Genomic DNA, 12,501 nt, shown 5'->3' with positions numbered 1-12,501 from the left:
TGAATAATAACTATATGAAAAACGAAAATTCAATTTCAAAAATCCTACCGGTTCTCTTCGGGTTCTTTATTATGGGATTCTGTGATGTAGTTGGAATTACCTCTACGCACGTAAAAGCCGACTTTGGCTTGAGTGATACACTGTCGAATATGATTCCGGTGGCACTCTTCTCTATGTTCCTGATTTTTTCAGTACCGACAGGTATTCTGATGAATAAACTGGGACGTAAGAAAACCGTATTACTTAGTAACGTTATTACCGTAATCGCGATGTCCATTCCACTAATTGAATATAGCTTCGTGATGGCACTGGTTGCTTTTGCCTTACTGGGTATTGCCAATACTATCCTTCAGGTTTCATTGAATCCGTTATTGACTAATGTTGTAAAAGGGGATAAACTTACCAGTAGCCTGACTGCCGGACAGTTTGTAAAAGCTATCTCCTCGTTTTGCGGTCCTTATATTGCGGCCTATGCTGCTGCTCAGTTAGGTAACTGGCAATATATTTTCCCGATTTATGCTGTAATTACCTTGGTCTCAACTTTCTGGTTATTGGTTACACCTATTGATGAAGAGATGGCGGAGGGAAAAGCTACCAGCTTTAAAAGCGTACTGGCATTGTTGAATGACAAGACAATCTTTTTGTTGTTTCTCGGAATCTTGTTTGTAGTGGGAGTGGACGTTGGTTTGAATACCGCCTCTTCAAAAATCCTGATGGAGCGTTGCGGAATGGATCCTATCGAAGCCGGTAAGTTTGGTCCAAGTATTTACTTCGCTTTCCGTACAGCCGGAGCATTCTTCGGAGCATTTCTTTTAGCAAAATTCGCTCCTGCCAAATTTTACCAACTTAATATAGTAATTGCAGTTATTGCTTTGACTGCTTTGATTTTTGTACAAAGCCAATACCTGATTATCGCTCTTTTTGGGGTAGTTGGATTTACTGTGGCAAACGTGTTTCCGATTATCTACGGTAAAGCAATTCAAATTCATCCGGATAAAGCCAATGAAATCTCAGGACTAATGATTACCGGAGTATTCGGAGGAGCTGTGATTCCTTTCCTGATGGGAATGATGTCGGATGCGTTTTGTTCACAGGCAGGTGCTGTCATAATTATTCTGGCAAGTGCAGTTTATTTGATGTTTTGTGCATTTTCAGTTGTACCTGACAAAGAGTAATTCAGCAAATTATACTAACTATCTGTTGAAAAAGTGACTAATATGAAGAATAGAAATCTGTTTTGGGTGATGATTGCCTCTGTCGCGTTAGTCTCCTGCAGTGTGGCGAAGAAGTTTGATGTGAATGAAAGCCTGAAATATTGTGATCGTCAGGTGGAACGTTCCCTCAAAGAATTAACTGTTGACACTTTGCTGCCCCGTAATATTGCCGATACCGCAAAAAACTGGAAGCTGGTAGATTATAAAGACTGGACCAGCGGTTTCTGGCCGGGTATTCTTTGGTATGATTATGAATTCACCAAAGATGAAAAGGTAAAAGAGAAGGCGATCAAATATACCGAACTTTTGAAACCGCTTTCTGAAAATCCGGCTTATGACCATGACTTGGGCTTTCAAGTGTTTTGCAGTTATGGAAATGCATATCGCCTGACAAAAAATGAAGATTACCGTAAACTGATTGTTCGCACAGCTGATACATTGGCAACACTTTTCAATCCTCGGGTCGGGACAATTCTTTCATGGCCCCGCATGATTAAAGATAAAGGTTGGCCTCACAATACTATCATGGATAATATGATTAATCTGGAACTGCTTTTCTGGGCCTCAAAGCACGGTGGTGGTCAGAATCTTTATGATATTGCGGTAAAACATGCCGAAACGACCATGAAGAACCATTTCCGTCCGGATTACACTTCATATCATGTTGTCCTTTATGACACTATAACCGGGAAGAAGATAAAAGGGATGACTCACCAGGGCTATTCTGATAGTTCTATGTGGGCGAGAGGACAAGCCTGGGCTATTTATGGATTTACGATGTGTTATCGTGAAACTAAAAAACAGGAGTTTCTTGATTTTGCTCAAAAGGTAACGGAGCCATATATCTCCCGTTTACCTAATGATTATATTCCATATTGGGATTTCAATGCCCCGGATATTCCTAAAGCTGCAAAAGATGCGTCGGCTGCTGCGGTTGTAGCGTCAGCTTTGCTTGAGCTTTCAGGTTATGTAAAGGAGCAGCAACAGGCTAAACGGTATAAATATTTTGCTATGAAAATGATCGTTTCATTGAGCTCTGATAAATATCTGAGCGGGAACTTAAAACCTTCATTCCTGCTTCATTCAACCGGTCATTGGCCGAATAAATCTGAGATAGATTATTCCATCAATTATGCCGATTACTACTATATTGAGGCGCTTACCCGTTTGAAAAAACTGGAAGAAGGAAGGAATATTCTGGAATAATTTCTTGCTCGAATCATAAAAAGGCCGGATTTGCTCATTTAAGCAAATTCGGCCTTCATTTTTTAGGCGCATTTTAGCCTGATGGTTACATTAAAATCACGTTGGATAAAATTCAACAGACTCTAAGTCATGTTAGGGGTATGATTGTCAATGGTCGAAAAAATGATGAAAAAGTAGGGACTGTAATATTGAAGCACCAATGATTGTTTTCGTTTTAACCCTGAAGGATGAATTTCATTTCGGCTCATTTGCTCCAGCTAATCGCCTCAAAATGTTATATTTTGAAAAAACTTGCCTGTTCGGTTGAAAATCACTATCTTTGCACCACTTTTTGGTCGCGAAATAGCAGTTTTTCGAGGTAATCGCTTGATTACTCGAAAATAATGCCTATTTTTGCGCTCCATTTTGCATAATCACAACAAGTATAAATAAACTAAGTATTTTAAAGTTCTAAAGAAATGCCTACAATTCAGCAATTAGTTAGAAAAGGAAGAGCGGACTTGGTCGATAAGAGTAAGTCTCCTGCGTTGGACTCATGTCCTCAAAGACGTGGTGTTTGCGTGAGAGTATATACTACTACTCCTAAAAAACCAAACTCTGCAATGCGTAAAGTTGCTCGTGTGCGTTTGACTAACGGTAAAGAGGTGAACTCTTACATTCCGGGAGAAGGCCACAACCTGCAAGAACACTCAATCGTATTGGTACGCGGTGGTCGTGTAAAAGACCTTCCGGGTGTACGTTACCACATCGTTCGCGGTACATTGGATACAGCAGGTGTAGTAAAACGTACTCAAAGACGTTCTAAATACGGCGCAAAACGTCCTAAACCAGGTCAGGCTCCAGCAGCTGCAGCTAAAGGCGGAAAGAAAAAGTAATTAAACGCCCAGGCTCGAGATTAAATTAATTAGTATTAAAGCTGGTTTGAGTTTTTGTAAGGCTCATCTAGGTTGAGTAAATGAACCCGGCGGGGGGATTTGAAGATTTATACAAAGCAACCAAAAACAAGAACACAATTTTTTGAAAAATGAGAAAGTCAAAACCAAAGAAGAGACTGGTATTGCCAGATTCTGTCTTTAATGATGTAAAGGTTACCAAGTTTGTTAACCACCTGATGTATGATGGTAAAAAATCTACCTCATATACTATTTTCTACACTGCTCTCGAAACCGTTAAGGCTAAATTGTCTAACGAAACTCTGTCTTCTCTCGAAATCTGGAAAAAAGCCCTAGAGAATGTAACTCCGCAAGTGGAAGTTAAATCTCGTCGTGTGGGTGGTTCTACATTCCAGGTTCCTACTGAAATCCGTCCGGATCGCAAAGAATCAATTTGTATGAAAAATCTTATCCTCTATGCTCGTAAGCGTGGTGGTAAGACTATGGCTGATAAGTTGGCTGCTGAAATTGTTGACGCATTCAACAGTCAGGGTGGTGCATACAAACGTAAAGAAGATATGCACAGGATGGCTGAAGCTAACCGTGCATTTGCTCACTTCCGTTTCTAATCAAATAATTAAGGTAAAAATAAGATGGCAGCAGCTGATCAAAATCTAAAATATACCAGAAATATTGGTATCATGGCTCACATCGACGCCGGTAAAACAACTACGTCTGAGCGTATCTTGTTCTACACCGGTCTGTCTCACAAAATCGGTGAGGTACACGATGGTGGTGCTACAATGGACTGGATGGAGCAGGAGAAAGAGCGTGGTATTACCATTACTTCTGCAGCTACTACCACTACCTGGAATTACGGTGGTGAAAAATATAAAATCAACCTGATTGACACTCCGGGGCACGTTGACTTTACCGTAGAGGTAGAGCGTTCATTGCGTGTGTTGGATGGTGCTGTTGCAACTTTCTGTGCGGTAGGTGGTGTTGAGCCACAGTCAGAAACTGTATGGCGTCAGGCTGACAAATACAACGTACCACGTATTGGTTACGTAAACAAAATGGACCGTTCAGGTGCGAACTTCTTCGAAGTTGTTCGTCAGCTGAAAGATATGTTGGGCGCTAATCCTTGTCCTATTCAAATTCCAATCGGAGTAGAAGAGACATTCAAAGGAGTAGTTGACCTGATCAAAATGAAAGCAATCATCTGGAATGATGAGACAATGGGAGCTGACTACTCTGTAGAAGAGATCCCTGCTGCTGAATTGGCTGAAGCACAAGAGTGGAGAGATAAAATGCTCGAAACTGTTGCTGAATTTGATGAGACTTTGATGGAGAAATTCTTTGAAGATCCATCGACCATCACTGAAGAGGAGATCTACAACGCATTGCGTAAAGGTACTCTTTCTATGGCTATCAATCCAATGATGTGTGGTTCTTCATTCAAAAACAAAGGTGTTCAGACTCTGCTTGATGCAGTATGTTTGTACCTGGCAAGCCCGCTGGATACTCCGGCTATCGAAGGTCACGATCCTCGTGATGAAGAGAAAGTTCTGTCAAGAAAACCTTCTACAGATGAGCCTATGTCAGCATTGGCATTCAAAATCGCAACTGACCCATTCGTAGGACGTCTTTGCTTCTTTAGAGTTTACTCTGGTCAGATCGATGCAGGTTCGTACGTGTACAACCCTCGTTCAGGCAAAAAAGAACGTATCTCCCGTTTGTTCCAGATGCACTCAAACAAACAAAATCCTAAAGATTTTATTGGTTGTGGTGATATCGGTGCCGGTGTAGGTTTCAAAGATATCCGTACCGGTGATACTTTGTGTGACGAAGCAAATCCGATTGTTCTTGAGTCAATGTCATTCCCTGAGCCTGTAATCGGTATCTCTGTTGAGCCTAAAACTCAGAAAGATATGGATAAATTGGGTACCGGCCTGGCTAAATTGGCTGAAGAGGATCCAACCTTCCGTGTAACTTCCAACCAGGATACAGGTCAGACTATTATCGAAGGTATGGGTGAGCTTCACCTTGAGATTATCATCGACCGTCTGAAACGTGAGTTCAAGGTAGAATGTAACCAGGGTCGTCCTCAGGTGTCTTACAAAGAGGCGATTACACAAACCGTAGAGCTTCGTGAGGTTTACAAGAAACAATCGGGTGGTCGCGGTAAATTTGCCGATATCATTGTGAAAGTAGGTCCTGTAGATGCAGGCTTCGAAGGTTCTTTGCAATTTGTGGATGAAGTAAAAGGAGGACGTATTCCAAAAGAATTTATCCCTTCAGTCCAAAAAGGATTCCAGAACGCAATGAAAAATGGAGTTTTGGCAGGTTATGTAGTTGATACATTGAAAGTGGTTCTTGTGGATGGTTCTTTCCACCCGGTTGACTCGGATCAGTTGTCATTTGAAATCTGTGCAAACTTAGCATTCAAAGAAGCTTGTAAAAAGGCGGGTCCTGTTCTTCTTGAACCTATGATGAAAGTAGAAGTGGTAACTCCTGAAGAAAACATGGGTGATATCATCTCTGACTTGAACAAACGTCGTGGCCAGGTTGAAGGAATGGAAACCAGCCGTTCAGGCGCTCGTATCGTGAAGGCTAAAACTCCGCTGGCAGAAATGTTCGGTTATGTTACTTCATTGCGTACAATCTCTTCTGGTCGTGCGACATCTGCAATGACTTTCTCTCACTACGAAGAAGTATCGGCTTCAATCGCGAAAGCTGTACTTGCTGAAGTAGGAGGTAAAGCAGAACTTTTATAAGAGTAAAATCTGAAAATAGCTATAATAAAAAATGAGCCAAAAAATTAGAATCAAATTGAAGTCTTTCGATCACACTTTGGTTGACAAATCAGCTGAGAAAATCGTTAAGACTGTGAAGGCAACAGGTGCTGTAGTAAGCGGTCCAATTCCACTTCCTACTCACAAAAGAATCTTCACTGTAAACCGTTCGACTTTCGTTAATAAAAAGTCAAGAGAGCAATTCGAATTGTCTTCATTCAAAAGACTGATCGACATCTACAGCTCAACTGCAAAAACAGTTGATGCATTGATGAAACTTGAATTGCCAAGTGGTGTAGAAGTAGAAATCAAAGTTTGATATATTTAAATTAAAAGTGAAATGCCAGGATTATTAGGAAAAAAAATCGGAATGACATCCGTTTTCAGTGCCGATGGTAAAAATGTACCATGCACTGTTATCGAAGTAGGTCCTTGTGTGGTAACTCAAGTGAAAACCGTTGAAACAGACGGTTACGAAGCTGTACAGTTGGGTTTCATCGAGAAAAAAGAGAAACACACCAACAAACCTGAAAAAGGACACTTCGAAAAAGCTGGAGTAGCTCCACAAAGACACTTGGCCGAGTTCAAAGAATTTGAAAGCGCGTACAAAGCAGGTGATGTATTGACAGTTGACTTGTTCGAAGAGAACGGTTTCGTTGACGTGGTAGGTACATCAAAAGGTAAAGGTTTCCAGGGTGTTGTGAAACGTCACGGATTCGGTGGTGTAGGTCAGTCTACCCACGGTCAGCACAACCGTTTGAGAGCTCCCGGTTCTGTGGGTGCCAGCTCATTCCCTTCTCGTGTATTCAAAGGTATGAGAATGGCTGGTCAGACAGGTAACGCTCGCGTAACTGTACAAAACCTTCAAGTGTTAAAAGTGATCGCTGAACACAACCTTCTTCTTGTGAAAGGTTCTGTACCAGGATGTAAAGGTTCAATCGTTTTAATTGAGAAGTAATGGAACTTAGTGTATATAACATCAAAGGAGAAGCTACAGGGAAAACTGTTGTACTCAATGACTCAGTATTTGGTATTGAGCCTAACGACCACGCTATCTATCTTGACGTAAAACAGTTTCTGGCTAATGGCCGTCAGGGAACTCACAAATCTAAAGAAAGAAGCGAATTGTCTGGTTCAACCCGCAAGTTGAAAAGACAAAAAGGTACCGGTGGAGCTCGTTCCGGGGATATCAACTCACCGGTTATGGTAGGTGGTGCCCGTGTATTTGGCCCTAAACCACGCGACTATCACTTCAAGCTGAACAAAAAAGTTAAATCTTTGGCTCGTAAATCAGCATTGGCTTACAAAGCACAAGAAAATGCAATCATCGTAGTAGAAGATTTCGCTTTCGAAGCACCTAAAACTAAAGAGTTCGTAGCTCTGACTAAAGGCCTGCAAGTGGCTGATAAAAAGTTAGTTTTGGTTTTAGCAGACCAAAATAAAAACGTATATTTGTCGGCTCGAAATTTGGAGAAAGCATCTGTAGTTACAGTGCCTGAATTGAACACATTTAAAGTGCTGGATGCTAAGTGTTTAGTTCTTACTGAAGCTTCACTGGCTGTAATCAATAATTTTTAAAGTAAAGGAGACTGAGCAATATGGGTATCATTATTAAACCAATCGTTACAGAAAAAATGACTGTTCTGACCGAAAAACGTAATGTTTACGGTTTTCGCGTTTCTCCTGATGCTAACAAAATTCAGATTAAAAAAGCAGTTGAAGATCTTTACAGTGTAACTGTATTAGATGTAAACACCATCAACTACTCAGGTAAAAGAAAAAGCCGTTACACTAAAACCGGTATCATCGCCGGTAAAACCGCTTCTTACAAAAAAGCGCTGGTAACTTTGGCTGATGGTGAAGTAATTGATTTTTACAGCAATATTTAATTAGAAAATGGCAGTACGTAAATTTAAGCCCGTAACACCGGGGCAGAGACACAAAATTATCGGTGCTTTCGATGAGATTACTGCAAGCGCACCGGAGAAGTCTCTTGTTGTAGGAAAAAGAGGAACAGGTGGCCGTAATAACAACGGTAAAATGACCATGCGCTACATCGGTGGTGGTCACAAACAAAAGGTTCGTCTTATTGACTTCAAGAGAGAAAAAGACGGTGTTCCAGCTACAGTGAAAACAATCGAATACGATCCAAATCGTTCGGCTCGTATCGCATTGTTGTACTATGCTGATGGAGAGAAGAGATATATCATCGCTCCAAACGGCCTGGAAGTTGGACAGCAAATTATGTCAGGAGCTGAAGCTGCACCAGAGATTGGTAACGCACTTCCCCTGAAAAACATCCCTATCGGTACTATTATCCACAACATCGAACTCCGTCCAGGACAAGGTGCTGCAATGGTACGTTCAGCGGGAGTATTTGCACAGTTGACTTCGAGAGAAGGAATCTATGCAATTATCAAATTGCCTTCAGGTGAAACCCGTAAAATTCTTGCAACTTGTAAAGCAACGATCGGTGGTGTAGGTAACTCTGACCACGGACTCGAAAGATCAGGTAAAGCAGGTCGCTCAAGATGGTTAGGCCGTCGTCCTCGTAACCGCGGTGTGGCAATGAACCCTGTGGATCACCCAATGGGTGGTGGTGAAGGACGTTCATCAGGTGGTCACCCAAGATCACGCAAAGGATTGTACTCTAAAGGTCTTAAGACAAGAGCGCCTAAGAAGCAATCTACTAAGTACATCATTGAAAGAAGAAAAAAGTAATCTGATTAATTGAGTTAAACTATGAGTCGTTCGCTTAAAAAAGGCCCATATATCAATGTGAAGCTTGAACAAAAAGTTTTGGCTATGAATGAGTCCGGTAAAAAAACCGTGATCAAAACATGGGCAAGAGCTTCTATGATCTCTCCGGATTTTGTAGGCCATACAATAGCAGTTCACAACGGTAACAAATTTATCCCTGTTTATGTAACTGAGAACATGGTAGGTCACAAACTAGGTGAATTCTCACCTACCCGTACTTTCCGTGGACACGGCGGTAACAAAAAGCGCTAATCCCGTTTACAGGACACATTAAATTTGATTTTTAAAAGAAACATTTAAAATGGGTGCAAGAAAAAAAATATCAGCAGATAATAGAAAAGAAGCCCTGAAGACCCAATACTTCGCTAAGCTGACCGGCGTTCCTACCTCACCGCGCAAAATGCGCCTGGTAGCGGACATGGTTAGAGGCATGGAAGTTTTCCGTGCACTTGGTGTATTGAAATTCTCTTCTAAAGAGGCTTCTAACAGAATGGAAAAATTGCTGCGTTCTGCAATCGCTAACTGGGAACAGAAAAACGATCGTAAAGCAGAAAGCGGTGAATTGTATATCTCTCAAGTATTCGTTGATTCAGCAACAATGCTTAAAAGATTACGTCCTGCTCCGCAAGGACGTGGTTACAGAATTCGTAAACGCTCGAACCACGTAACATTGTTTGTAGATACAATGGAAAATAAAAACACTAACGCATAAGAGACGCAAGATGGGACAAAAAGTAAATCCGATTAGTAACCGTTTAGGAATCGTACGTGGTTGGGACTCTAACTGGTACGGTGGCAAAAACTGTGGCGATATCTTGTTGGAAGACGCAAAAATCCGCAAGTATATGAGCGCGCGTCTTGCTAAAGCAAGTGTTTCTCGCATTGTTATCGAACGTACACTGAAGTTGATTACTATCACTGTTTGTACAGCTCGCCCGGGTATCATCATTGGTAAAGGCGGTCAGGAAGTTGATAAACTCAAAGAAGAGTTGAAAAAAATCACTGACAAAGATGTACAAATCAATATCTTCGAAGTGAAAAAACCTGAGTTAGATGCTGTTATCGTAGCTAACAACATTGCTCGCCAACTCGAGGGAAAAATCGCTTACCGCAGAGCTGTGAAAATGGCAATCGCTTCTACTATGAGAATGGGTGCAGAAGGTATCAAAATCCAAATCTCTGGTCGTTTGAACGGAGCTGAAATGGCTCGCTCAGAAATGTACAAAGAAGGACGTACTCCTCTTCACACATTGAGAGCTGACATCGACTACTCTTTGGCTGAAGCGCTTACTAAAGTAGGTTTGTTGGGCGTGAAAGTATGGATCTGCCGTGGCGAAGTTTACGGTAAAAAAGACCTTACTCCACAATTCACTCAGCAAAAAGAATCAGGTCGTCAACAAGGCGGTAACCGCGAAGGTCAAAAACGCGACGGCGGATTCAAGAGAAGAAAAAAGTAATTTAACTAACACTGAATTTTACAGACAATGTTACAACCGAAGAAGACAAAGTTCAGAAGACAACAGAAAGGCCGCATGAAGGGTATTGCTCAACGCGGAAATCAGTTGGCATTCGGTTCTTTTGGTATCAAGGCTTTACAGTCAAAATGGATCACTGGCCGTCAAATCGAAGCGGCTCGTATCGCGGTAACACGTTATATGCAACGTCAGGGACAAATCTGGATTCGTATCTTCCCGGACAAACCTATCACTAAAAAACCTGCAGAGGTACGTATGGGTAAGGGTAAAGGTTCTCCAGAAGGATTTGTTGCCCCTGTTACTCCAGGTAGAATCATCATCGAAGTAGAAGGTGTACCGGCAGAAATTGCTAAAGAAGCATTGCGCCTGGCTGCTCAGAAACTTCCGGTTACTACTAAACTAGTTGTACGTCGTGACTACGATGATAACGCAAACGCATAATTAAAGTATGAAAGTAGCAGAAATCAAAGAATTAAGCACCAAGGAGTTGATCGAGAAAATTGATGCAGAATCAGCAGCTCTTGATCAGATGAAGCTTAACCATGCCATCACTCCTATGGACAGTCCTGCTAAGATTAAACAACTCCGCAGAGACATCGCACGCCTGAAAACCGTTTTGGGCCAAAGAGAACTTAACGAACAATAATTGAGCCTGATGGAAACAAGAAATCTTAGAAAAGAACGCGTAGGTGTTGTTTTCAGCAACAAAATGGATAAAACCATTACTGTAGCGGTTAAATGGAAAGAAAAACACCCTATCTACGGTAAATTCGTTAATAAAACGAAGAAATATCACGCTCATGACGAGAAAAACGAATGTAATATCGGTGACACCGTAAAAATCATGGAAACTCGTCCATTGAGCAAATTGAAAAGATGGAGATTAGTTGAAATAATCGAAAGAGCTAAGTAAGAAAAATGATACAACAAGAGTCAAGACTAATTGTAGCTGATAACAGTGGAGCAAAACAAGCTCTTTGTATCAGAGTATTGGGAGGAACCCGCAAACGTTACGCAACTGTAGGTGATATCATCGTAGTTGCAGTAAAAAGCACTATTCCTTCAAGCGACGTAAAAAAAGGCGCTGTGTCAAAAGCTGTTGTAGTAAGAACGAAAAAAGAGATCCGTCGTGCAGATGGATCTTATATTCGCTTCGATGACAACGCTTGCGTATTGTTGAACAACGCTGGTGAGATCAGAGGTAGCCGTATCTTCGGCCCGGTTGCAAGAGAGATTCGTGCAACAAACATGAAAATTGTATCACTCGCACCAGAAGTGCTTTAATTCCTAAATTAGAGAATGAGTAAGTTACATATCAAAAAAGGCGACATGGTTTTCGTGAACGCCGGCAACGATAAAGGTAAAACAGGTCGTGTACTTGAAGTACAGATCTCTAAAAGCCGCGCTATCGTAGAAGGTGTAAACATGGTATCTAAACATGTAAAACCAAACGCGCAAAATCCTCAGGGAGGAATTGTAAAAAAAGAAGCTCCTATTCACATTTCGAATCTTAATGTAGTAGATCCGAAAACCAACAAACCAACCCGCGTTGGTCGCAAACTGAACGAAGCAGGAGTTTTAGTACGTGTATCTAAAAAATCAGGAGAGGAGATCAAGTAATGAATACTGCCAGTCTTAAACAAGAATACAAAGAAAGAGTAGCTCCTGCGTTGATGAAAGAATTTAACTACAGCTCTGCGATGGAGGTGCCAGTTTTGAAAAAAATCGTAATCAACCAGGGTCTCGGTATTGCAGTAGCAGATAAAAAAATCATCGAAACTGCAATCAACGAACTGACAGCAATCACAGGTCAGAAGGCAGTAGCCACCTTGTCTCGCAAAGACATCTCAAACTTTAAGTTGCGTAAAAAAATGCCTATCGGCGTTATGGTAACTTTGCGTCGTGAGAAAATGTATGAGTTCCTTGAACGTCTCGTTCGCGTTGCTTTGCCACGTATCCGTGACTTCAAAGGTATCGAAGGCAAACTCGACGGAAGAGGTAACTACACCCTTGGTATCCAGGAGCAAATCATTTTCCCTGAAATTAATATCGATAGCATTAGCAAAATTCTCGGAATGAATATTACCTTTGTGACCTCTGCAAAAACAGACGAAGAAGGCTATGCTCTTCTGAAAGAATTTGGTTTACCATTCAAAAACGCTAAAAAAGACTAATTGAC

General features: G+C 41.4%; 19 protein-coding genes. All 19 read left to right on the top strand.

Features of this window, described 5'->3' with window-relative positions:
• Positions 1–14 precede the first annotated feature (14 nt).
• Positions 15–1,175, top strand: coding sequence for an MFS transporter (locus MLE17_RS07290; protein WP_243348097.1), 1,161 nt, complete (start codon positions 15–17; stop codon positions 1,173–1,175).
• A 42-nt stretch (positions 1,176–1,217) separates the two neighbouring features.
• On the top strand, positions 1,218–2,420 hold the full coding sequence (locus MLE17_RS07285) for a glycoside hydrolase family 88 protein (RefSeq protein WP_410795603.1): 1,203 nt from the start codon (positions 1,218–1,220) through the stop codon (positions 2,418–2,420).
• Between the two features lie 458 nt (positions 2,421–2,878).
• Positions 2,879–3,295: a 30S ribosomal protein S12 gene (rpsL, locus tag MLE17_RS07280; protein WP_243348096.1), complete on the top strand. Its 417-nt coding sequence runs from the start codon at positions 2,879–2,881 to the stop codon at positions 3,293–3,295.
• A gap of 149 nt (positions 3,296–3,444) precedes the next feature.
• Complete coding sequence (gene rpsG / locus MLE17_RS07275) at positions 3,445–3,921, top strand: 30S ribosomal protein S7 (RefSeq protein WP_243348095.1); 477 nt, start codon at positions 3,445–3,447, stop codon at positions 3,919–3,921.
• A gap of 24 nt (positions 3,922–3,945) precedes the next feature.
• Positions 3,946–6,069, top strand: a complete 2,124-nt coding sequence (gene fusA, locus MLE17_RS07270; RefSeq protein WP_243348094.1) for an elongation factor G — start codon at positions 3,946–3,948, stop codon at positions 6,067–6,069.
• A 31-nt stretch (positions 6,070–6,100) separates the two neighbouring features.
• A complete protein-coding gene (rpsJ, locus tag MLE17_RS07265) occupies positions 6,101–6,406 on the top strand; it encodes a 30S ribosomal protein S10 (RefSeq protein WP_243348093.1) in 306 nt (101 codons plus the stop codon).
• 21 nt (positions 6,407–6,427) lie between these two features.
• Positions 6,428–7,045, top strand: a complete 618-nt coding sequence (gene rplC / locus MLE17_RS07260) for a 50S ribosomal protein L3 (protein ID WP_243348092.1) — start codon at positions 6,428–6,430, stop codon at positions 7,043–7,045.
• The gene (gene rplD, locus MLE17_RS07255) at positions 7,045–7,665 is read left to right on the top strand and encodes a 50S ribosomal protein L4 (RefSeq protein ID WP_243348091.1); all 621 of its coding nucleotides are present in this window, start codon (positions 7,045–7,047) and stop codon (positions 7,663–7,665) included. Before rplC ends, rplD begins: the two co-directional genes overlap by 1 nt.
• Before the next feature lie 20 nt (positions 7,666–7,685).
• The gene (gene rplW / locus MLE17_RS07250; RefSeq protein WP_243348090.1) at positions 7,686–7,976 is read left to right on the top strand and encodes a 50S ribosomal protein L23; all 291 of its coding nucleotides are present in this window, start codon (positions 7,686–7,688) and stop codon (positions 7,974–7,976) included.
• 7 nt (positions 7,977–7,983) lie between these two features.
• Entirely contained in the window at positions 7,984–8,808 is an 825-nt protein-coding gene (rplB, locus tag MLE17_RS07245) for a 50S ribosomal protein L2 (protein ID WP_243348089.1), read from the top strand.
• A gap of 21 nt (positions 8,809–8,829) precedes the next feature.
• Entirely contained in the window at positions 8,830–9,099 is a 270-nt protein-coding gene (rpsS, locus tag MLE17_RS07240) for a 30S ribosomal protein S19 (RefSeq protein ID WP_243348088.1), read from the top strand.
• Between the two features lie 49 nt (positions 9,100–9,148).
• Positions 9,149–9,559 (top strand): 50S ribosomal protein L22, encoded by a 411-nt coding sequence (gene rplV, locus MLE17_RS07235; RefSeq protein ID WP_243348087.1) that lies wholly within the window; start codon positions 9,149–9,151, stop codon positions 9,557–9,559.
• 10 nt (positions 9,560–9,569) lie between these two features.
• Complete coding sequence (gene rpsC, locus MLE17_RS07230) at positions 9,570–10,304, top strand: 30S ribosomal protein S3 (protein WP_243348086.1); 735 nt, start codon at positions 9,570–9,572, stop codon at positions 10,302–10,304.
• A gap of 27 nt (positions 10,305–10,331) precedes the next feature.
• Positions 10,332–10,763 (top strand): 50S ribosomal protein L16, encoded by a 432-nt coding sequence (gene rplP, locus MLE17_RS07225; RefSeq protein ID WP_243348085.1) that lies wholly within the window; start codon positions 10,332–10,334, stop codon positions 10,761–10,763.
• Positions 10,764–10,770: 7 nt separating this feature from the next.
• Complete coding sequence (rpmC, locus tag MLE17_RS07220; RefSeq protein WP_243348084.1) at positions 10,771–10,968, top strand: 50S ribosomal protein L29; 198 nt, start codon at positions 10,771–10,773, stop codon at positions 10,966–10,968.
• A 9-nt stretch (positions 10,969–10,977) separates the two neighbouring features.
• Entirely contained in the window at positions 10,978–11,235 is a 258-nt protein-coding gene (rpsQ, locus tag MLE17_RS07215) for a 30S ribosomal protein S17 (protein ID WP_243348083.1), read from the top strand.
• Between the two features lie 5 nt (positions 11,236–11,240).
• The gene (gene rplN, locus MLE17_RS07210; protein ID WP_243348082.1) at positions 11,241–11,606 is read left to right on the top strand and encodes a 50S ribosomal protein L14; all 366 of its coding nucleotides are present in this window, start codon (positions 11,241–11,243) and stop codon (positions 11,604–11,606) included.
• Positions 11,607–11,621: 15 nt separating this feature from the next.
• On the top strand, positions 11,622–11,942 hold the full coding sequence (rplX, locus tag MLE17_RS07205; RefSeq protein ID WP_243348081.1) for a 50S ribosomal protein L24: 321 nt from the start codon (positions 11,622–11,624) through the stop codon (positions 11,940–11,942).
• Positions 11,942–12,496 carry a 50S ribosomal protein L5 gene (gene rplE / locus MLE17_RS07200; RefSeq protein ID WP_243348080.1) on the top strand — a complete coding sequence of 185 codons (555 nt, stop codon included), beginning with the start codon at positions 11,942–11,944 and terminating at the stop codon, positions 12,494–12,496. Before rplX ends, rplE begins: the two co-directional genes overlap by 1 nt.
• Positions 12,497–12,501 lie beyond the last annotated feature (5 nt).

The sequence above is a fragment of the Parabacteroides sp. FAFU027 genome (assembly GCF_022808675.1).
In the GTDB taxonomy this organism is placed as follows: Bacteria; Bacteroidota; Bacteroidia; order Bacteroidales; family UBA7332; genus CAXXIC01.
This window is presented reverse-complemented; position numbering and strand designations above follow the sequence as displayed.

Excerpts from the sequence above, each read along its gene's own strand:
- MLE17_RS07290 (WP_243348097.1), top strand. The coding sequence starts at position 15 with ATGAAAAACGAAAATTCAATTTCAAAAATCCTACCGGTTCTCTTCGGG.
- MLE17_RS07285 (WP_410795603.1), top strand. The coding sequence starts at position 1,218 with ATGAAGAATAGAAATCTGTTTTGGGTGATGATTGCCTCTGTCGCGTTA.
- rpsL (WP_243348096.1), top strand. The coding sequence starts at position 2,879 with ATGCCTACAATTCAGCAATTAGTTAGAAAAGGAAGAGCGGACTTGGTC.
- rpsG (WP_243348095.1), top strand. The coding sequence starts at position 3,445 with ATGAGAAAGTCAAAACCAAAGAAGAGACTGGTATTGCCAGATTCTGTC.
- fusA (WP_243348094.1), top strand. The coding sequence starts at position 3,946 with ATGGCAGCAGCTGATCAAAATCTAAAATATACCAGAAATATTGGTATC.
- rpsJ (WP_243348093.1), top strand. The coding sequence starts at position 6,101 with ATGAGCCAAAAAATTAGAATCAAATTGAAGTCTTTCGATCACACTTTG.
- rplC (WP_243348092.1), top strand. The coding sequence starts at position 6,428 with ATGCCAGGATTATTAGGAAAAAAAATCGGAATGACATCCGTTTTCAGT.
- rplD (WP_243348091.1), top strand. The coding sequence starts at position 7,045 with ATGGAACTTAGTGTATATAACATCAAAGGAGAAGCTACAGGGAAAACT.
- rplW (WP_243348090.1), top strand. The coding sequence starts at position 7,686 with ATGGGTATCATTATTAAACCAATCGTTACAGAAAAAATGACTGTTCTG.
- rplB (WP_243348089.1), top strand. The coding sequence starts at position 7,984 with ATGGCAGTACGTAAATTTAAGCCCGTAACACCGGGGCAGAGACACAAA.
- rpsS (WP_243348088.1), top strand. The coding sequence starts at position 8,830 with ATGAGTCGTTCGCTTAAAAAAGGCCCATATATCAATGTGAAGCTTGAA.
- rplV (WP_243348087.1), top strand. The coding sequence starts at position 9,149 with ATGGGTGCAAGAAAAAAAATATCAGCAGATAATAGAAAAGAAGCCCTG.
- rpsC (WP_243348086.1), top strand. The coding sequence starts at position 9,570 with ATGGGACAAAAAGTAAATCCGATTAGTAACCGTTTAGGAATCGTACGT.
- rplP (WP_243348085.1), top strand. The coding sequence starts at position 10,332 with ATGTTACAACCGAAGAAGACAAAGTTCAGAAGACAACAGAAAGGCCGC.
- rpmC (WP_243348084.1), top strand. The coding sequence starts at position 10,771 with ATGAAAGTAGCAGAAATCAAAGAATTAAGCACCAAGGAGTTGATCGAG.
- rpsQ (WP_243348083.1), top strand. The coding sequence starts at position 10,978 with ATGGAAACAAGAAATCTTAGAAAAGAACGCGTAGGTGTTGTTTTCAGC.
- rplN (WP_243348082.1), top strand. The coding sequence starts at position 11,241 with ATGATACAACAAGAGTCAAGACTAATTGTAGCTGATAACAGTGGAGCA.
- rplX (WP_243348081.1), top strand. The coding sequence starts at position 11,622 with ATGAGTAAGTTACATATCAAAAAAGGCGACATGGTTTTCGTGAACGCC.
- rplE (WP_243348080.1), top strand. The coding sequence starts at position 11,942 with ATGAATACTGCCAGTCTTAAACAAGAATACAAAGAAAGAGTAGCTCCT.